Consider the following 19425-nt stretch of genomic DNA (forward strand, 5'->3'; position numbering starts at 1 on the left):
CAAATGGATCCGCGCAAACTCGTCCCCATCCTGGTGGCTCTTGTAATCGCCGGCTGCACACCGCTCCAGCCACCGGGGAACGCTTCAACTCGAACCGGCTGGTGGGTGAAGCCCACGCCGACGAAAGTGACGACCGCGTTTCCCGGCGAGTCCAACGGTTCGCCCAACGGCGCCAAACCATCGACGGAGTACTTCGGCACCGAGGCGCGAAACGCATCCGCGCCCAGAACCAATGCACCGTCCCGTGCACGCGGTTCCGGGCACTATCAGCTGAATTTTCAGCATGCCAACGTAAAGGCGGTGGTCGACGCGGTCCTCGGCGACATGCTGAAACTCGACTATGTCATCGACCCCGCGGTCCAAGGCGAACTGACCCTGCGAACCGGTGCGCCGATCAGTCGCGACGCGGTACTGTCCGCCCTCGAAAGCGCTCTTGGCATGGTCAATCTGGCCATGGTTCCCGACGGCAACGTCATGAGGATCATGCCCCTCGATCTGGCGCCCCAACGCGTCAGGGGCGCCCAACGTCTTCTACCCTACACACAACCACGCCCGGGCTACGCGATCGAAATCATTCCCTTGCAGTTCGTCGCCGCATCGGAAATGCAAAAATTGCTCGAGGCGATGGTTCCGAAGGGCACGGTGATCTCGGCCGACGACAGCCACGGCCAACTCATCGTCGCCGGCACGCGGCTGGATCGGGCCGCGGTGCTGCGCGCAGTCGAAAGTTTCGACAGGGACGCGATGGAAGGCATGCACTTTGCCCTCTACCATCTGAGTCAATCAAACGCAGAAGATGTCGTCGCCGAACTGAAGCAAATCTTCAAGCCGCCGATCAATGTCATTGGCACCCGCGCCCGACTCGTTCCACTTCCGCGAATCCGCGCCGTACTCGGGATTTCCAGGCTGCAAACCGATCTTAAGACACTCGAGACGTGGATCGAACGACTCGACGCGAACAGTTCCGGAGATCACCCCAAGCTCTGGGTCTATCAGGTCCAGAATGGTGTAGCAAAAGACATCGTCTCTTCGCTCCGAAGCGTGCTTTCGGGGCGGGAGCAGGACAGCGCACAGACGGGGACGGCCGCCAACGACGTTTCTCAGGGCAGGACAGACACCGCCACCGAAGCGAACGGCTCCGAGGGAATGACTCCGGCGACTGGCGGGCTAGTCGCCGTCGAAGAGAATAACTCGATCCTCTTCTACGGCACCAAGGACGAATACGATCTCATCCATGAGGCGCTGTCCCGTATCGACGTGCGTGCAAGGCAAGTGATGATCGAAGCCTTCCTTGCCGAGGTGACGCTGAACGACACGCTGCGTTACGGCGTTCAGTGGTTCTTCGACTCGGGCGAAAACGCGATGACGCTCAGCACCTCGGAAAGCGGCGCCGTCGCTTCTCAGTTTCCCGGCTTCTCGTATCTCTACTCAGGCAAGGCCGACGCGCGACTAGTATTGAACGCACTGCAGTCCAAGACGAACGTTCGGGTCCTGTCCGCACCGAAGCTTGCGGTTCTCAATAACCAGAAGGCGACCCTGCAAGTCGGCGACCAAGTGCCGATCGTGACTCAGACAGCGGTGAGCACCGACGTGGCCGGCGCTCCGATCGTCAGCACCGTTCAAATGCGTGATACCGGCGTCATCCTGGAGGTCACGCCCAGAATCAGCGACAGCGGTAATGTGACCCTGTCGGTGTCGCAGGAGGTGAGCGATGTCGCGGTGACCAAGTCATCCGGAATCGACTCTCCAACAATTCAAACCCGCCGACTCGAAACGTCGGTCGCGACTCGAGACGGGTATACGGTTGCGCTCGGCGGTCTGATCCGCGAGAGCGGCACGAAAGGCACGAGCGGAATTCCGCTGCTGAAGGATCTGCCGGTCATTGGAAACGCGTTCAGGGACAACACATCTGAAGTACGCAGGACCGAGTTGATCGTCCTGCTCGTGCCTCATGTGATGGACGATCAGGCTGAAACGCAGACCGTCCTCGAATCCCTCGTTCAAGGCGCTGCCGCCGCCGCGGATATCTTACGTGAAGCCAAACCGACCGATGCGCCAGCCAAGCAGCAATGAACGCGGGGCGATACTGCTTCACACACTGGTACTGTTGGCCTTGATGGCCACGCTCTTGCTCATCATCGTCGCCAACTCGAACAGAGGAATAGATACGGCAAGAGCGGTCGACGACCGGGTTGCCCGCCAAGCAGACATGGATTCGATCATCGATTTGGTTGTCTACGATATCGTCCGCGAAGGTGTTCGGTCAGGATGGTTACAGAAATCCGCCGCTTTCGTCTCAGCGCCCGCCCCTTATCAGGATTACAAGGTGCGGGTCGTGGACGTCAGGGGATTGGTCGACGTGAACGACGGCGCCGTCGATCTCGTTCGGGCCGTGCTCGCCGATATCTCGATCGACGCCTCCCGCCAATGGAAGAGACGCACGGGGGCTCGCTATCGAAATTTGGTGGATTTTGCGCACGACACGCATCTTGACGCAAATGAGTTGTTCTGCCTATCTGTCAACGCCACAACGCATTCCCGGCGCTCCGAGCCGGGCCCAAGATTCGCTCCCAAGTCAGCCCGACATTTCATTCGACAAAGATCGGAGCACCCGAATTCGGTCATGGAAGAATTTAGTGGGGGCGTGGCCGGCCAAGCCTTTCAAATTGTCGTCCTAACTCCTGACAATTTCGAAGCTTACGAGCTTACAGCCTACGTAACCGGGCGAATCGACTTGCCGATTTTAGTGCGTGAAGTACTGTGGCTACCTTCGCAATGCGCTGGTCTTGAACACCTGTGATCCCCAGCGTGACCTGCCCCCTGCCGGCATACCAGTCAATTGGAAGCGGGTCCGGGATTTAACACGATAGCTGTTTGTGCTTCGGTTGTGGTTTGCCCGTCATCGCCAGAGCTCTGGCGATGACGGGCGGCGAATTGGGCCGGAGGTATCCGGCCGATGCTGCTGTGGGGTCTGACCTCGTTGTAGTCCTGGCGCCAGATGCCGATCAGTTCGCGTGCCTGAGCCAACGATTCGAACCAGTGCTCGTTCAGGCATTCGTCCCGAAACTTGCCGTTGAAGCTCTCGATGTACGCGTTCTGCACCGGCTTACCCGGCTGGATCAGGATGTGCTCAACACCTCGTGCCAGCGCCCAGCCCATGAAGGCCCGGCTGGTGAATTCCGGCCCATTGTCCGTACGCACTGCCCGTGGATAGCCCCGAAACCGGGCCGCCTGATCCAGCACCCGGGTCACGTAAGGTCCGGGCATCGAATGATCGACCGCGATGTCGATGCACTCATGGCTGAAGTCATCGGCCACCGTCAGGCATTTGAGCCGCCGCCCGCAGGCCAGTGCGTCACTGACGAAATCCAGACTCCAAACCGCGTTGAGCGCATCTGGCGCCACGAGGGGTTGGCGCTGGCCGCAGCGACGCTTCTTGCCCCTGCGGCGCACCGTCAGATTCTGCTCACGATACAGTCGATAGACCTTCTTGTGATTCGTACCGGGAAACTCGCCTCGAAGCAGATCATGGATGCGCCGATAGCCGAACCGGCGGCGCTGATGGGCCACCTCCACGATGCGGCCCATCAAGTGCTGCGTACGCTCATCGGGCTGGGGTGGATGGCGCCAGGCATCACGAGAGAGCCCCACAAGAGAACACGCGCGTCGCTCCGACACCACGCCTTGCGACAGTATCGAAGCGATCGCCAATCGTTTGTCCTGTGGGGCTAGCGCTTTACCTTGAAGGCCACCTTCAGTGCTTCGATGTCCAGGTGCGCCTCGGCCAGCAGCTTCTTGAGCTTGCTGTTCTCCGCTTCCAGTTCCTTGAGCCGGCGGGCTTCCTGCTCATCCATGCCCCCGAACTTCGCGCGCCACTTGTAAAACGTCGCGTCGCTGAAACCGCCTTGCCGGCACAGCTCGGCCACCGGCATTCCAGCCTCAGCCTGCTTCAGAAATCCGATGATCTGCTGATCGGTGAATCGACTCTTTCTCATGTCCGTCCCGCTCCAGTTGAACGGACCTTACTTCCAAATCGGTGGTATGGCTACGGGGGGGCAGGTCATGGCGCCACGAGGGGTTGGCGCTGGCCGCAGCGACGCTTCTTGCCCCTGCGGCGCACCGTCAGATTCTGCTCACGATACAGTCGATAGACCTTCTTGTGATTCGTGCCGGGAAACTCGCCTCGAAGCAGATCATGGATGCGCCGATAGCCGAACCGGCGGCGCTGATGGGCCACCTCCACGATGCGGCCCATCAAGTGCTGCGTACGCTCATCGGGCTGGGGTGGATGGCGCCAGGCATCACGAGAGAGCCCCACAAGAGAACACGCGCGTCGCTCCGACACCACGCCTTGCGACAGTATCGAAGCGATCGCCAATCGTTTGTCCTGTGGGGCTAGCGCTTTACCTTGAAGGCCACCTTCAGTGCTTTGATGTCCAGGTGCGCCTCGGCCAGCAGCTTCTTGAGCTTGCTGTTCTCCGCTTCCAGTTCCTTGAGCCGGCGGGCTTCCTGCTCATCCATGCCCCCGAACTTCGTGCGCCACTTGTAAAACGTAGCGTCGCTGAAACCGCCTTGCCGGCACAGCTCGGCCACCGGCATCCCAGCCTCAGCCTGCTTCAGAAATCCGATAATCTGCTGATCGGTGAATCGACTCTTTCTCATGTCCGTCCTGCTCCAGTTGAACGGACCTTACTTCCAAATCGGTGGTATGGCTACGGGGATGCAGGTCATCGTGTTCAAACGAATTGGGCCACCTCTATATCTCAAACCATCCAAGGGGGAGGAATAGGTTTAAAAAATTTCCCAGAATATTCATCCGATTTTGACAGATCAATCATTCGGTCAACTTCAGAAACAAAAAACTCTTCTAAATTTTTCCATTCATATATTGCAGGGCCAATTCTATACCTCGGAACAGCATACACCCGTGGATCACCATCCAAGCGCATCATTACTTCCGAATCAAACTCCACATATATACCAAAACGTATCTGATTGCCATTATCGGCAAAGCGTGCTCTTCCTGAATCCTGTTCAAGGGGGCGATCCACTACGTTGCCGCACTCCATACTCACAGGCAACCAAACATCGGGGTCTCGAATATGCCCTTCACGCAGCCCCTGCCAGCTAAAGGAATCCTGAAACAGCAGGCCGCCATTCGAGTGATGCAAGAGATCACGCAACTGAATCGGCAATTTTCTCTCAATACGATTTTCTAGTCTTGCTATCTGACCATCATTGAGAGGCGCATAAAAGACATGCCAGTATGGAGAATCTCCAGGCCTCCGATTTAAATTCTCATTTATAAGTAGAGTGCCATCGTCTAATTTTCTGCTCCCAACATCCCCCAAAAGACGCAACTTATTAATAATATTATCAATAAAATGGTCACTCATATATATTCCGAACCGTATTCATCCGCAATCGATAAGATGGCCATCCTAACATGGGAAGGACGGCCACCACGCTCTTACTTTAGACCTTCGGAATGAAATATTCCAAAAGGTGAAATCGCATCCATTACATCTCCTGCGACTTCTGCAGCACTCGCCACGCCACTAAGCGTAGCAGCAGCCGCTCCGAGTGCAGCACCTTTTATTGAATATCCGCTTCTGTCGGCCAATCGCGGCAGAGTCCCTCCTGCAGTACGATCAACGATTTCCCCGTAGACAGGGACTTGCGTCCCCCCCGCAGCTTGGTGGCGCGCAATGTGCTCTGCTTCCGTCAGGAATTGAATGTTGTCCGGATTGCCGGCCATCGTCGGCGACCCGCTTGCACTGTTGATATGGTCACCATGAAACCCTTTGACTTTCCCTGTCTCCAATAGCTCTTCACGCTGCGCACGGGTCCAGCTTCTTGTACCCTTACCAGTTTTATCCACCAGTTGCCGCTCCATCTTCCATGCTGCGGCGACTGCTCGCTGCTTTGCCGCCCTCAGAGAAGCTCCAGCTGCTTTTACACCGAGATATTTGGCGCTTTGGCGAATAAATGTAGCCACGGGGTTTGCAGCCAAACCGGTTGGATCATTCATCCCGATCGGACTATTGCCGACATAGGCGTAAATATTTAGATCGTCACGATATCCAATCGGGTCGGTTTGCAGGAACCGTCCTATCGCCGGGGAGTAGAAACGCGCCTTGTAGTAGTACAGGTTCAGTCCACTCAGATACTGCTGCCCGGTATAGCGGAAACGGGTACCAGTAGTTGTGTTCGGTTCGCCAAAGGGCCCGTAACTGTATGTCGCCGTATTGGATCCACTCGCGTCTGCCTGCCCCACAACACTCCCCAAGTGGTCAGTGTAGAACCAGGTCTTGCTGATCGTTCCCGAGCCCTCGTACCAAACGATGGGCTCATCGACGCCCGGGCCGTGCACATAGCGACGCAACAACGTCCCGGAAGCGTTGTACTCGGCCAACACTTCCACTCCGTCATAGAGGAGGTTGGTCACCATACCCGCCAGCGTGGTCTGGCGCAGGCGCCCTTCAGCGTCATAGGCAAGGCTCGCCGTATAACCGGTCTTGCTGGCGCTCTTCAGTCGGTTGTCCAAGTCGTAGCCGTAGGACCAGACACCGTCCCCGGAGAGGTTGCCGTTGGGGTCATAGGCTATCGAGCTGCCGGCGACGTTGGTGTATTGGTTCAGTCCGTTGCTGGAATAAGCCTGAGTTCCGTTGGATGCACCACTCCACTGATAGACGTTGTTGCTCCAAATTTGCTTTGTGAGCTCTTGCGTCTGATTGCGGGTGTAGGTGTAGGTGACATCCGCCGTCGTCCCGGTCAGATCGTGCGCAAGGGAAGCCAACACACCCTGTGCGTTGTATCCGAGCGTGGTGGTCGTCCCATTGCCGAGGGTGACTGTGGTTCGGCGGGACAGATCGTCATAGGCGTAGGTAGCCAGATTCGTCGTGCCCATCTCCTTGATCGCGGTCGGACGATTCAGCGCATCGAAAGCGGTGGTCACATAGAACGTGCTCGCCTCTGGCCAGGTGGTACGCGTTCGGTTACCTGCCGCGTCGTATTGGTAGCTGAGAGTCTTCCCTCCTGCCGTCGTCGAAACGAGGCGGCCGGCATTGTCCCACTGGTAGCTGACGGCATAGCTGCCGCCAGTCATGTTTGCCGCTGTACGTCGGCCAACAAGGTCATAGGCGAAGCTGACGTTGTCCGCGCTCGTGGGATAGGTGCGCGAGATGAGGCGGTTTAGATTGTCATAGGCGAGGGTGACCGACTGACCGTTGCGTTTGCGCAGACTCGTCAGATTGCTGACTGCATCATATCCGTACTGTTCATAGTCGGTACTCGAGGAGACCCCCGCTGTGACCTTGTCCGGATATCGAGTCTTGATCTTGCGGTCATGCCCGTCGTACTCGTACGTGGTCAGATTGCCGTTGGCATCTTCTAGGGACTTGACCAAGCCGTTGTCGGTGTAGGTATAGGCGGCATAGGTCTGGGCCAAACCCGTGCCCACCGCACGCTCGACCGTAGCGACAGAACCGTCAGCAAAGTAGCTCGTGTCGGTGAGCCGGTCTCCACCTTCGGCAGTCGTCAGATTTTCGGTGACACGACTGACCCAATCCCGATTGTTGTAGGTGTAGTCGGTTACTTTGACTGGCGCCGCGGCACTTGGGCAGGTCGAGGAAGAGGCCGTCTGGGCAGGCCCCCAGCGCCTGGAAACCTTACCCGTTGGCGTGTAGCTCACGCAGGTCACCAGCCATTGCGTGCCGATCTGAGCGGAACTGCGAACAAGGCGCCCCTCGGCGTCGTAAGCTCTAACCGTAGCCTTGCCTAAAGCGTCGGTGCTGGTGACCAGGCGACGCTCGGCGTCGTAGGTATTGGTGACCGTATCGGTCACGTCGGTACGTGGGCCATTGACGACTGTCAGGTTACCTACCGCATCATAGGTGTATGTCGTCGTGAGATTGAGTTTGCCTGACCCCGAATCCAGGACGGTTGTTTGGGGCACATACTTGTTGGCAGCTAGATAGGTGGAGTTCGTGACCACCGAATTGCTCGAGCTTGTCTTGGTCGTCTGGCTCGTCTGGAGGTAGAACGCCGGAAAACCGCTGGGTGTGAAGCTGGTGTATCCGTAGGTCGTCGTCGGTTGCACACCTGACGAGTCTGCCGGTGAAGTCACCGTGAGAGGATTGCCTTGCGCGGTGTAGGTATAAGTGGTCGTGTTACCACGCTGGTCGGTAGCAGTAGCGACCTTATTGAAACCGCTCTCGTAGGTGAAGCTGCTCGTCAACGTGGCCAAACCCGAACCCGGCTTCGCGATCTGCTTGATCGTCTTCACGTTGTGTGTGCAGCGACTCTGCGCGGCGCAAGGCGCGTCGTCATAAGCGTATTCGACGCTATTCCCCTCCGGCAGAACCGTCTTGATCAGACGAGACTGGGCGTCATAAGTATTCGTAGTCACCCGCCCTAACTCGTCAACGGTCTTGATCACTTTCCCTAGGGCGTCCAGATACGAAACTTTGCTCTCTCCGTCTGGCGCCACTTCTTCGGAACGAGAGCCTGCAAAATAGTAGGTGTACGTTTGACCATTAGCATTTGTCTGGCTCTGGACTCGACCAAGCGAATCGAACACGTTCGTGAGGAACGGAGTCGTCGGACGAGTTGGATAGAATACCTGAGACAATCGGCCAGGCTGGTCGTAGGAAAAGGTCGTGTCCTCGGACAACGCGTCGGTGAAAGTCACCAAATTGCCATTGGCATCATAGGCGTACTGAATCGTATGGGAACCGTCCCCAACTTGGGTCACGCGGCCGGATACGTTGGTAATGTTCAATACGCGGCCCAAGCTGTTCTCGACTTTAGTAAGGTCGTTCCCTGAGTAGGTAAACTTCACCTGCACTCCGCTCGGATGCACATAGGTCGCCACCTTACCGGTGCTATCGAAATTCAGCTTCGCCTTATACGCAGTCTCGTAAGAGTACGTTCCGTCGACGTTCTTGATGAGCTTGGCCGAATTTCCCGGCGGCGGGTTGTAGGAGCCGTCAGGAAGTTTGACGAACACCTCGCCATTCAAGCCCTGCTTTACGATCACCGTGTTATTGAGCAGCTGATCGCCGAACCAACGCTGCCCGAGAGTTGCAATCACCATCTTGTCAATGGGTTTCGCTGTATCACTCAGTAGATCCAACGCCACCATGTGCTCAACAATCGAGCCGACAGCGTCCAGGGCGGAGTCTTCTCCCATACCCTGAAAACCGTCATGCCCAATCTTCACGCTGGAGGCAAAATTGTGGGTCCACCCACGACCAAGTGGCCCAGAAATCGTCCGTAAGCCAGAACTGTAAATACGTTCAAAACCAAGCGAATACGGAAACGCACCTAACCCGGAGAGCATGTCCTCACGAGCATAAAGGTAGTACCCCTTAGCAACGTCGATAGGATCACCGTAGTGAGTGTCGGTACCATACTCCAGAAGAGTTGGACTATATGAATTCTCCAAGGATTGGTTAGATGTTTGGCCAGCGGACCATGTCGTCGTAGAGAACCCTCCGGCGAGCCCACCACCTATGATCGCGCCAATACTGGACGAGCTGCTCCCCACGTAGATGTCGAAATACCCCGCACCACTCCAAGACCCTTCGGAAAGGTTGCAACGAGTGGGTAAGATTAGGCGATGCCCGGCATTGATAGCGTTCTGGAAGTTGGTCAGCCAAGGGGAACACGACACCAAGGCCGGCTGGACGACCGACGTGTAGTTGGTCGAACGGGCATCGTAGATCTTGTCCCCTGCGGCGGCAGCGATATCCACCAGCTTCACCGTGGACACTGCGCTGACGTCCGCAGTCTGCTGCACCGCTGTCGATTCGAAGATGCTCGAACGCATGGTCGAGCTGAAGAACACCGCCGACTCTTTGCCGGCGTCGGCCTCCTCACTCACCACACTGAGCATGTTGCCCGGAAGGTCGACATAGGGAGCCGTGTTGTATCCTGCGATGCCCACCTGATGGTGGAACAGTGTGTTTGTCTTGGCGAGGCGGTCGGTGATGTAGTCCGAATGGTTGGTCTGGGCGATCCATGCGGACGAGAGAACGGCGAGGCTGGAGCCGAGCACTACCTCGCTGTCGTCCGCATTGCCGCTCGCCTTGGCATCGGCCAGAAGCGCATGGTGGTGTTCGACGACACCACGCCCGGAGGATCCCCAGGCGTTCCCGATGACGAAGGTACCACCGGCCTTGATCTGCTGTGTGAAGTTCTGATTCGCGTACGTCTGCGCGTAGGGGTGCACGACGTTGAACGTCACCGTTCCGACGCTTCCGGGGGTGACCGCGCTACCCGTTGCCTGAGTCACACCGTCCAGTTTCAACACCGGCTGATTCGACCCGTTGTAGGTGATCGAAAGGCGCTTACCGTAGATCGCATCCGATGCATATGTCTGATCGATCCCTGCATAGCGAACGCGCAACGTCGGCTTGTAGCTCGCTGGAACGTCTCCGGTCCAGACGGTCGGCGTGACGCTCGTGTCCTGATACGGCAGTGTCGTTTGACGAACCTGGGATCCATCGTGAGGCATGATGATCTTTCCACCGATCACATCGTCAAGATCGGCGACAGGTTTGTTCGCCCTCAGGTAGGTTGCAAGGTTGTTCGCGTAGGTGGTGAGGTTGCTACGGATGTTCGTTCGGTTGATGTCCTGAACGTAGTCCGTCGTCACCGTCGCACCGCTTTTCGCTGAGCTCAGATAGGTCGATGCGTTGTATCCGCTTGCCGACGCCAGATCGATCGCTGCCTTTTGCGTGTGGGGCTTGTAACTCGGATCGAAAACGTAATCCGTTCCGCCAATGTTCACCTTCACCCATACGTGGTCGATCTTGACGCTATGCAGTGGCGGAGGCGAACTCGGGCAGCTTCCCGGCGCTGCGATGTAGATCGCCGAGACAGGAATCTGGCCATTCCCCAGCAGATTCGCAACGCCGCAGGTGTTGCTCACGTCGACGCCGTACCATTCCTGAACCTGAGCCGCGGTCAGATTGATGCGCCCCTTGACGTAGCTGGCGGTATATCCCGACTGACGCAACAACTCGACCATAAGCTCGGCCTGGTCGAACGCGGTGCCTTGGTTGTCAAGGATGGCGCCGACCGCGCCTTTCTGAACACCCCAGATGGGATAGAACTCGACGTTGTTGCGCACGTACTCGTAAATGAGATCGGGATCGCCCTTGAGCGCTCGAGCCAATTCTGCAATGGAGCCCGGACCTACCGGAGCGTTGTCGCCCGAGGCCCGGAGCGCCTGATAGGTCGGCTCGACCACAACGATCGAGGTTCCGTTGGCGGCTTGCTTCTTGCCATTTTCGCGCTCCCGGATTTTCGCCGCGCGCGCATCTTCCTCGCTCGTCGCAATCGAGAATACCGCACGATTGATACCAGGCTGCGTCGCCCGAGGGCCCGCCGCCGCATTTCGTGCTGCTGGCGCCCTGTCGAACTGAAGCTCAAGGGCGGCATTCGCGGCCATAGGCAGCAAAGCCATCGACAATGCCATTGTCATTAATTTTCGACGAAAAGTCATAGACCCCTCCAAGGCGTCCGCGCGAAGGATTAACCGGGAATTCGAGAAAGAAGCGGCCGGGAGCCGGCCATGCGCTTAAGGAGCGCCTGTGACGACAACGTTGGTTCGGTTACCAGCGGCGTCGTAAGAATAGGTGACGGTCGTTCCGTCCGAATAAACGACCTGCACTAGACGGCCAAGCGTGTCGTAGGAATACGTTGCATCGCCCGCAAATGCACCAGCTGTGGAAGCCATCAAAGCCGCCACGCATAGCGCCCGCAAGAAATGCTTGAAGAATGCTCCAGCAACCATAGTCGCCTCCATGGAATCCATATGGCATGAACAACTCCGGAGCGAATCTAAGGCGTCTGGAGAAGTACGTCAACACGCTTTTAGCATATTTGTTGCTGACTCACCACGATGGATATATGCTATTTTTATGATTGTTACATGCCACATGAAGAACGTCATCTTGTTGTTATTTATACGTATACACCCAAAGAATTGGCAGCGCGTTAGGCCTAAAGGTACAGGTCAAAAAAACTCCTAAACACGCTTGTCATGTTTGGATCTCCGGATGGCGGCGGAACAATAAGACTCCGATCGGACAGGAAGATTTCCCTCACCGGCGCAGGGTCTCCCCACCCCACCTCCGGGAGGTTGGCACTCCACGCAGATCAAGAAATTCGGGTTTCGGCAACAGTAGAGCCGATGTCAGTTCCCAGTCACGGCCAAAGCCTGTGCTTCAGAGCAGCGCCTAACCCAGGAAAGGTGGTTGTCGGCGGACAACTACGGAACATCGGCAAGCGCGGATCAATGGCGCCTTCTGCAAAAACAACGCGAATTCCCATAGCGAACGCCGTATGGCTACCTCGGGTACAACGACGCCGCAAGCCGGGGGAGAATCGGCCTCAGCCCAACAACCAAACGAGGACACATATGGCGACTGAGCACAAGAATCCGATGAAGGGCCGAAACACGGCCGTACGTAAAGCCATCCTGAACCCTCTGCAGCGCCGTGAGACGCGAGGAGAAAGCCAAACGGACTTCTGGAGAAGATATGGCGTCACCCAATCGGCCGGAAGTCGGTTCGAAAGCGGCCGTCCGATGCAATCGCCGGTTCAGATCTTGATGGCACTCGAAGCGCTCGGGTCGATCACCAGCGATGAGCTCGACATGGTGGTGCAACTACTTCAGGGTGTCGATCTTCCCCGCAACGGCCATCACAGCAAATAGTAACTCGACGGTACCTATCGCCTGCCCTCAAGCAGTGCCATGCCCGCAGGGCTATGCCCTAGAAAAGGTCTGATCACACCCCACTTCGACGAGTCGCGGCGAGCACAACTACTCCGGATGCTTACATCTGAAGGGCAGCCGAACTTGGCTCCCCCGCGTCCGCGGGGATGTAGCTCACCGCCACGGCCCGCTCTTCAACGGCTCCTCCCGATCGTTTGCCGCCAGTGTGAGGTTCGGCTGTCCAATGTCGGGCCCCGGCTATCAACTGCCGCTCAGGAATCGGACAGACCCGTCACTGGAGCGGCTGGTCCGACAAGAAACCTGCCATTGGCACCCCGAGGCGGTAGGCATCCGGACTGAGAGCGGAAGCGGTGGCTCGAGTGCCAAGCATTGGACGACAGTTTCTTGGGTCAGCCTCACCGGAGAGCTCAGGTAGCCGCCGGCGACTCGACCATCAAACGAAAAGGGCTCTCATAGGCGTTTTTTCGTCTTTCCGCTCCAGAAATATCTCGCCTGTTCGGCAAAGCTCTCACCTCTTGTGACACCCGAATCCGCACATAGCGCCAGTCGGCCTTATGTTTGTTTAGTCCGATTTATTGATGGAATTCACAGCCGCCGCCGATCACCGCGGCCACCGACGAGGAATGATGGGGCGAGCGGTAGGCGCGCCGCCCCCAGCCGGTGACGTCGAAACCCGCGGTCAGGGACTGCACCGCCGCCGAGGCCAGCGCCTCGTCCTCGGTCATGGGCGGCAGGATGCCGGGCAGGCGCTGGGCGAGCATGGACTTGCCGGTCCCCGGCGCGCCGAAAAAGAGCAGGGAATGCCCCCCGGCGGCCGCCACTTCGAGGGCCCGGCGGGCTTCGAGCTGTCCCTTCACGTCGGCCAGATCGGGCATCGCCGCCGGCGTCGCCTCGCGCTCGGGGGCGCCGGCGGCGTCAGACCCTCGTGACCGTTCAGATGGGCAACCACGGCCAGCAGGCTGTCGGCGCTGAACACCCGGGCATCGCGCACCAGGGCCGCTTCGCGGGCGCTGGCCCCGGGCAGGATCAGTGCGCGCCCGGCGTCGCGGGTCTTGAGGGCCATGGCCAGGGCACCGCGCACCGGGCGCAGCTGGCCGGTGAGCGACAGCTCGCCGGCGAATTCGTAGCCGTCGAGCGCGGCCGGCTGGATCTGGTCCGAGGCGGCGAGAATGCCCAGCGCGATGGCCAGATCGAAGCGCCCGCTCTCCTTGGGCAGGTCGGCCGGGGCGAGATTGACGGTGATGCGCCGGGCGGGAAACTCGAACTGGCTGGTCTGGATCGCGGCGCGCACCCGGTCGCGCGCCTCGCGCACCTCGGTGTCGGGCAGCCCCACCAGCGAGAACGCGGGCAGGCCGTTGGCCAGATGCACCTCGACGATGACCGGCGGCGCGGCCATGCCGTCGAGGGCACGGGTGTGGACGATGGCAAGACTCATGGCGCCATTCTAGGCAGCCACGCGCATCATGTCTTTGTCATTGTTCACTCCGGCCGCGGCCGGCGCCTAGCGCGACAGGCGTCGCTCGACCGCGTCGGAGGCGGCAAGGATGAGCCCGGCGTCGTTCTCGCGCAGTGCCATGGCGTCGGAGAGCATGCGACGCCACTGGCGGGCGCCGGGCAGGCCCTGGTAGAGGCCGAGGATGTGGCGGGTCATCGCCTTGAGCGGCACGCCCTGTGCCACTTCGGCGGCGCAGAAGGCGGCCATGGCCTCGGCCACCTGACGACGGGTCGGCGCCGGGCGGGCGTCCCCCCAGCCGAGGCGGTCGGCGTCGGCGAGCATCCACGGGTTGTGGTAGGCCTCGCGCCCGACCATCACCCCATCCACATGATCCCACTGGGCCTGGATGTCCGCCCAGCCGCGAAAACCGCCGTTGATGTGGATGTCCAGATCGGGGAAGGCCTGCTTGAGGCGGTGGACGTAGTCGTACCGGAGCGGCGGGATCTCCCGGTTCTCCTTGGGCGACAGGCCCTTGAGGATGGCGTTGCGGGCATGCACGATGAACACGGTGCAGCCGCTGCGCCGGTGCACCTGGTCGACGAAGTCCGCGAGGAAGGCGTAGTCCTCGACCCGGTCGATGCCAATGCGGTGCTTGACGGTGACGGGCACATCGACCACGTCCTGCATGGCCTTGAGACAATCGGCCACCAGCACCGGCTCGGCCATCAGGCAGGCGCCGAAGGCTCCCGACTGCACCCGCTCGGAGGGGCAGCCGACGTTCAGGTTGATCTCGTCGTAGCCCCACTCGGCGGCGAGCTTCGCGCATCGCGCCAGGTCGGCCGGCTCGCTGCCGCCGAGCTGAAGCGCGAGGGGATGCTCGCAGGCGTCGAAGCGCAGGAAGCGCGCCGCGTCGCCATGGATGAGGGCGCCGGTGGTGACCATTTCGGTGTACAGCCAGGCCCGGCGCGAGATCTGGCGCGCGAAGAAGCGGTAGAAGCGGTCGGTCCAGTCGAGCATGGGCGCGACGCTGACCCGGCGCGGCCACCACGTCGATCCCGGATCGCCGCCTTCGGTGCGCGAAGAAAACGGCCCCGCGGGGCCGTCGAGTGCCGCCATCGGGCCGCGCCCGTTCACCCCTTCGGCCCCGGCGCCTCACGCTGCGCCAGTGCCGCTTCGAGTTCGGCCACGCGCACTTCGAGCGCGGCGAGCTGGTCGCGGGCGCGCACCAGCATCTCGGCCTGCAGGTCGAACTCCTCGCGCGTGACCAGATCGAGGCGCGAGAACGCGCTGGTGGCCAGCGCGCGCACGTTCTTCTCGATGTCCCGCGCAGGCGAGTTGGCCGCGATTTCGGACAGCTTGCCGCTGATCTGGTCGAGGAAGCTGGTCGGGTTCATGGCGGTGATTCCTTGGTCTGTGACTCGAACTGCGCCGTATTTTCCCGCAAATCCGCCCGCCCTGCACGGCTGCGTGCGCCTCTCGGATCGCGCGGTCGACGCTGAAACGTCTGCTCACAATTGTCGCGAATGGTGCACCGTTTATGTGCGCACCAATTCGGTGCATCAATTTGGTGCAACGGTTTTTCTCGGTGCGCTGCGCCGCAACATATCGACCGATTCTCGCGCAACCCATTGTTTTTCCGATTTAAAAAAACTGGCACAGTTCCTGTTAAGGAGTCTGCGCAAGCTTTTTTACCGAGGACCCGAAATCATGCACAAGACCATCATCAACGCGGCCGTGGCCGCTGCCCTGCTCGCCGGCGCGTCCGGCATGGCCCTGGCCGAGGACAGCCCGTTCTCCGCCAACGTCGGCTTCGTGTCCGACTACCAGTATCGTGGCTGGAGCCAGACCAACGAAAAAATGGCCCTGCAGGGCGGTTTCGACTACGCGCACCCCAGTGGCTTCTACGCGGGCGTGTGGGGATCGAACGTCTCCTGGATCAAGGACGCGTACGCGGACGCCGACAGCAGCCTGGAAGTCGACATCTACGGCGGCTACACCATGAATGCCGGACCGATCGGACTCGATTTCGGTCTGCTGCAGTATTACTACCCGGGCAGCGGCGTCTCTGATGCCGCCCAGCCGAGCTTCAACACCCTCGAGGGCTATGTCGGCGCCAGCTGGGAGTTCCTGACCTTCAAGTATTCCCACTCGTTCACCAATCTGTTCGGCGTGCCCGACTCCAAGGGCAGTGGCTACTACGACCTGGGTGCGTCCTACGAGGTGGGCTACGGCATCACGGTGGACGCCCACATCGGCCGCCAGCACTTCACCCACAGCAGCGGCACGTCCTACAACGACTGGAAAGTCGGGGTGAGCAAGGACTTCGGCGGCTTCGATTTCGGCCTTCAGTACGTCGATACCGACGTCGACAACGAAAAACTGGCCGACAAGCGCTTCATCGTTTCGGTCTCCAAGTCCTTCTAATCCCGGCCGGCGGGACGCTGTCCCGCCTCTTCAATTACAGGGAGCAGCCATGAAATACCTGATTGCAATCATCAAGCCCTTCAAGCTGGACGAGGTGCGTGAGGCGCTGTCGGCCATCGGCGTGCAGGGCATCACCGTGACCGAAGTCAAGGGCTTCGGCCGCCAGAAAGGCCACACCGAGCTCTACCGGGGCGCGGAATACGTGGTGGACTTTCTGCCCAAGGTCAAACTCGAAGCCGCCATCCCGGCCGCGATCCTCGACCAGGCCGTCGAGGCCATCGAGAAGGCCGGCTCCACCGGCAAGATCGGTGACGGCAAGATCTTCGTATTCGATCTGGTGCAGGCCATCCGGATCCGCACCGGCGAAACCGGTCCCGACGCACTGTGAGGAGTAAAACCACAATGAAATCTCTCATCAAGACCCTGCTCGGTGCGCTGGCGCTCGTCGCGGTGCCCGCGTTCGCTCAGGATGCCGCCGTTGTCGTCGACAAGGGCGACGTGGCGTGGCTGATGACCGCCACCCTCCTGGTCACTTTCATGGCTGTCCCCGGCCTGGCCCTGTTCTACGGTGGCCTGGTCCGTTCCAAGAACATGCTGTCCGTGCTCATGCAGGTGATGGTCGTGTTCTCCCTCGGCATCGTGCTGTGGGCCTTCTACGGCTACTCGCTGGCCTTCACCGAAGGCTCCGCCTTCATCGGCGGCTTGAACAAGATCTTCCTGTCCGGCGTCACCATCGACACCCTGGCCGACACCTTCACCGATAACGTGAAGCTGCCCGAGCTGGTGTTCGTGGCCTTCCAGGCGACCTTCGCGGCCATCACCTGCGCGCTGGTCGTCGGCTCCTTCGCCGAGCGCATGAAGTTCTCCGCGGTACTGCTGTTCACGATCCTGTGGTTCACCTTCAGCTACCTGCCGATCTGCCACATGGTGTGGGGCCCGGGCGGCTACCTGCTCGAAGACGGCGCGCTCGACTTCGCCGGCGGTACCGTGGTGCATATCAACGCCGGTGTGGCCGGTCTGGTGGGCGCCTACCTGGTGGGCAAGCGCATCGGCTTCGGTCGCGAGTCCATGGCGCCGCACTCCCTGACGCTGACCATGGCCGGCGCGGCCATGCTGTGGGTGGGCTGGTTCGGCTTCAACGCCGGCTCCAACCTGGAAGCCACGTCCGGCGCCGCCCTGGCCTTCATCAATACCCTGGTGGCCACCGCGGCGGCGACCCTGGGCTGGATCGGCGCTGAAGCGATCTTCAAGGGCAAGCCCTCCATGCTGGGCGCCGCCTCGGGTGCCGTCGCCGGTCTCGTGGCGATCACCCCGGCCTGCGGCTCGGTCGGCCCGATGGGCGCCATCGTCCTCGGCCTGATCGCCGGCGTGGTCTGCCTGTGGGGCGTCAATGGCCTCAAGCACATGCTCGGTGCGGACGACTCGCTCGACGTGTTCGGCGTCCATGGTGTCGGCGGTATCCTCGGTGCGATCCTGACCGGCGTGTTCACCGCCCCGTCCTTGGGCGGCACCGGTGGCGACGACTTCTCGATCGCCAGCCAGGTGTGGATCCAGACCAAGAGCGTGCTCATCACCATCGGCTGGTCCGGTGTGGTGGCCCTGATCTCCTACAAGATCGTGGATATCGTCGTCGGCCTGCGGGTGCCGGAAGACGAAGAGCGCGAAGGCCTCGACATCACCGCCCACGGCGAATCGGCTTACAAGTTCTGATCGGCCGATCCTGGCGCACCGACGGTGCGTCAGCCATACAGACCCGGCGCAGCCGCAAGGCGCGCCGGGTTTTTCTTTGTCCGGCACGGTACGCTTGAACCCGACCCCGATTGGCCCAAAATAGACAGGGGTCGCCATTCGGGGAGCAAGTACATGGAATACGTGGACTACTACGCCGCGCTGGGGGTCGAACGCGACGCCTCCGGCGACGACATCAAGCGGGCCTTTCGCAAGCTCGCGCGCAAGTACCATCCGGACGTCTCCAAGGAACCGGACGCCGAGGCGCGCATGAAGGCGATCAACGAGGCCTATGCGGTGCTCTCGGACCCGGAACGCCGTGCCGCCTACGACCAGCTGGGCCGGGGCCACCAGGGTGGCCAGGACTTCACCCCGCCGCCGGGTTGGGATTCGGGCTTCGAGTTCGCCGGCGAGGGCATGTCGCCCGAGGACGCGGCGCGCTTCTCCGACTTCTTCTCGGAACTGTTCGGCGGCATGGGCGGCGCCGACCCCTTCCATGCCAGCGGCCGTCGCCATCACGCCACCCAGGGTCAGGACCATCACGCCCGCATCGTGCTCGACCTGGAGGACACCTTCACCGGCCCGACCCGGCAGCTGTCGCTGCAGGTGCCGGTGGCCGACGCCCAGGGGCGGGTCCGACTGCAGTCGCGCACCCTGAACGTGAAGATCCCGGTGGGCATCCGCGCCGGCCAGATCATCCGTCTGGCCGGTCAGGGCCATCCCGGCCCGGGCGGCCTGCCGGCGGGCGATCTGCTGCTGGAGGTGCAGTTCCGTCCCCATGCGCGCTTCCGGGTGGACGGCCGCGACCTGGCCATGGACCTGCCGGTGACGCCATGGGAGGCGGCGCTGGGGGCGGTGATTCCGGTCACGCTGCCCGCGGGCACCATCAAGGTGCGCATCCCCGCCGGCGCCCAGTCGGGCCAGGCGCTGAACGTGCGCGGCAAGGGCATCCCGGGGACCACGCCGGGCGACCTGCAGCTGCGTCTCAAGGTGGTGCTGCCGCCGGCCAGCTCCGATGCGGCGAAGGCGATCTACGAGACCATGGCGAAGGAAATGGCCTTCGATCCACGGGCCACGACGGGAGCGTGAG

14 protein-coding genes and 1 pseudogene are annotated in these 19425 nt (G+C 60.5%); 7 read left to right on the top strand and 8 right to left on the bottom strand.

From position 1 onward, the window contains the following. Nucleotides 1-3 precede the first annotated feature (3 nt). Both gspD and G3580_RS18305 read left to right on the top strand, forming a co-directional pair. A complete protein-coding gene (gene gspD, locus G3580_RS18300; RefSeq protein WP_173767960.1) occupies nucleotides 4-2073 on the top strand; it encodes a type II secretion system secretin GspD in 2070 nt (689 codons plus the stop codon). After that, a complete protein-coding gene (locus tag G3580_RS18305) occupies nucleotides 2033-2800 on the top strand; it encodes a hypothetical protein (protein ID WP_173767963.1) in 768 nt (255 codons plus the stop codon). The genes gspD and G3580_RS18305 overlap by 41 nt, the downstream gene beginning before the upstream one ends. A 35-nt stretch (nucleotides 2801-2835) precedes the next feature. Here G3580_RS18305 and G3580_RS18310 read toward each other — a convergent pair. The 4 genes and pseudogenes from G3580_RS18310 to G3580_RS18330 form a co-directional block, all read right to left on the bottom strand. After that, nucleotides 2836-3995, bottom strand: a protein-coding gene (locus tag G3580_RS18310; protein ID WP_407670941.1) for an IS3 family transposase whose coding sequence is annotated in 2 segments (ribosomal slippage) — nucleotides 2836-3746 and nucleotides 3746-3995 — 1161 coding nt in all. Because the reading frame shifts where the segments join, the coding sequence is not laid out codon by codon here. A 77-nt stretch (nucleotides 3996-4072) separates the two neighbouring features. Continuing rightward, nucleotides 4073-4662, bottom strand: a pseudogene (locus tag G3580_RS20180) (transposase); the annotation flags it as partial. 101 nt (nucleotides 4663-4763) lie between these two features. Further along, complete coding sequence (locus G3580_RS18325; RefSeq protein ID WP_173767969.1) at nucleotides 4764-5396, bottom strand: hypothetical protein; 633 nt, start codon at nucleotides 5394-5396, stop codon at nucleotides 4764-4766. A gap of 74 nt (nucleotides 5397-5470) precedes the next feature. Continuing rightward, a complete protein-coding gene (locus G3580_RS18330) occupies nucleotides 5471-11512 on the bottom strand; it encodes an RHS repeat-associated core domain-containing protein (protein ID WP_173767971.1) in 6042 nt (2013 codons plus the stop codon). 918 nt (nucleotides 11513-12430) lie between these two features. Here G3580_RS18330 and G3580_RS18340 point away from each other — a divergent pair. Continuing rightward, nucleotides 12431-12727: a helix-turn-helix domain-containing protein gene (locus G3580_RS18340; RefSeq protein WP_173767973.1), complete on the top strand. Its 297-nt coding sequence runs from the start codon at nucleotides 12431-12433 to the stop codon at nucleotides 12725-12727. Between the two features lie 593 nt (nucleotides 12728-13320). Here G3580_RS18340 and G3580_RS20415 read toward each other — a convergent pair. The 4 genes from G3580_RS20415 to G3580_RS18355 form a co-directional block, all read right to left on the bottom strand. Then, complete coding sequence (locus G3580_RS20415) at nucleotides 13321-13623, bottom strand: ATP-binding protein (RefSeq protein ID WP_323847986.1); 303 nt, start codon at nucleotides 13621-13623, stop codon at nucleotides 13321-13323. Continuing rightward, nucleotides 13602-14183 carry a magnesium chelatase domain-containing protein gene (locus G3580_RS18345; protein WP_323847987.1) on the bottom strand — a complete coding sequence of 194 codons (582 nt, stop codon included), beginning with the start codon at nucleotides 14181-14183 and terminating at the stop codon, nucleotides 13602-13604. The genes G3580_RS20415 and G3580_RS18345 overlap by 22 nt, the downstream gene beginning before the upstream one ends. Before the next feature lie 66 nt (nucleotides 14184-14249). Beyond that, nucleotides 14250-15299, bottom strand: coding sequence for a tRNA dihydrouridine(20/20a) synthase DusA (gene dusA / locus G3580_RS18350; protein ID WP_173767975.1), 1050 nt, complete (start codon nucleotides 15297-15299; stop codon nucleotides 14250-14252). Nucleotides 15300-15313: 14 nt separating this feature from the next. After that, nucleotides 15314-15577 carry an accessory factor UbiK family protein gene (locus G3580_RS18355; protein ID WP_173767977.1) on the bottom strand — a complete coding sequence of 88 codons (264 nt, stop codon included), beginning with the start codon at nucleotides 15575-15577 and terminating at the stop codon, nucleotides 15314-15316. Between the two features lie 313 nt (nucleotides 15578-15890). Here G3580_RS18355 and G3580_RS18360 point away from each other — a divergent pair, with 313 nt between their 5' ends. From G3580_RS18360 to G3580_RS18375, 4 genes are all read left to right on the top strand, one after another. Next, nucleotides 15891-16607 carry a TorF family putative porin gene (locus tag G3580_RS18360; protein WP_173767978.1) on the top strand — a complete coding sequence of 239 codons (717 nt, stop codon included), beginning with the start codon at nucleotides 15891-15893 and terminating at the stop codon, nucleotides 16605-16607. Nucleotides 16608-16656: 49 nt separating this feature from the next. After that, entirely contained in the window at nucleotides 16657-16995 is a 339-nt protein-coding gene (locus tag G3580_RS18365; RefSeq protein ID WP_173767980.1) for a P-II family nitrogen regulator, read from the top strand. A gap of 14 nt (nucleotides 16996-17009) precedes the next feature. Then, a complete protein-coding gene (locus G3580_RS18370; protein ID WP_173767983.1) occupies nucleotides 17010-18317 on the top strand; it encodes an ammonium transporter in 1308 nt (435 codons plus the stop codon). A gap of 153 nt (nucleotides 18318-18470) precedes the next feature. After that, nucleotides 18471-19424 (top strand): DnaJ C-terminal domain-containing protein, encoded by a 954-nt coding sequence (locus tag G3580_RS18375; RefSeq protein WP_173767985.1) that lies wholly within the window; start codon nucleotides 18471-18473, stop codon nucleotides 19422-19424. Nucleotide 19425: the final 1 nt, after the last annotated feature.

The organism is Nitrogeniibacter mangrovi, assembly GCF_010983895.1.
GTDB classification, from domain to species: Bacteria; Pseudomonadota; Gammaproteobacteria; order Burkholderiales; family Rhodocyclaceae; genus Nitrogeniibacter; species Nitrogeniibacter mangrovi.

What these genes read in the sequence shown, in the direction of transcription:
- dusA (WP_173767975.1), bottom strand. Translation starts at nt 15,299, where the DNA reads ATGGCGGCACTCGACGGCCCCGCGGGGCCGTTTTCTTCGCGCACCGAA.
- gspD (WP_173767960.1), top strand. Translation starts at nt 4, where the DNA reads ATGGATCCGCGCAAACTCGTCCCCATCCTGGTGGCTCTTGTAATCGCC.
- G3580_RS18355 (WP_173767977.1), bottom strand. Translation starts at nt 15,577, where the DNA reads ATGAACCCGACCAGCTTCCTCGACCAGATCAGCGGCAAGCTGTCCGAA.
- G3580_RS18375 (WP_173767985.1), top strand. Translation starts at nt 18,471, where the DNA reads ATGGAATACGTGGACTACTACGCCGCGCTGGGGGTCGAACGCGACGCC.
- G3580_RS20415 (WP_323847986.1), bottom strand. Translation starts at nt 13,623, where the DNA reads ATGCCCGATCTGGCCGACGTGAAGGGACAGCTCGAAGCCCGCCGGGCC.
- G3580_RS18345 (WP_323847987.1), bottom strand. Translation starts at nt 14,183, where the DNA reads ATGAGTCTTGCCATCGTCCACACCCGTGCCCTCGACGGCATGGCCGCG.
- G3580_RS18370 (WP_173767983.1), top strand. Translation starts at nt 17,010, where the DNA reads ATGAAATCTCTCATCAAGACCCTGCTCGGTGCGCTGGCGCTCGTCGCG.
- G3580_RS18330 (WP_173767971.1), bottom strand. Translation starts at nt 11,512, where the DNA reads ATGACTTTTCGTCGAAAATTAATGACAATGGCATTGTCGATGGCTTTG.
- G3580_RS18325 (WP_173767969.1), bottom strand. Translation starts at nt 5,396, where the DNA reads ATGAGTGACCATTTTATTGATAATATTATTAATAAGTTGCGTCTTTTG.
- G3580_RS18365 (WP_173767980.1), top strand. Translation starts at nt 16,657, where the DNA reads ATGAAATACCTGATTGCAATCATCAAGCCCTTCAAGCTGGACGAGGTG.
- G3580_RS18360 (WP_173767978.1), top strand. Translation starts at nt 15,891, where the DNA reads ATGCACAAGACCATCATCAACGCGGCCGTGGCCGCTGCCCTGCTCGCC.
- G3580_RS18340 (WP_173767973.1), top strand. Translation starts at nt 12,431, where the DNA reads ATGGCGACTGAGCACAAGAATCCGATGAAGGGCCGAAACACGGCCGTA.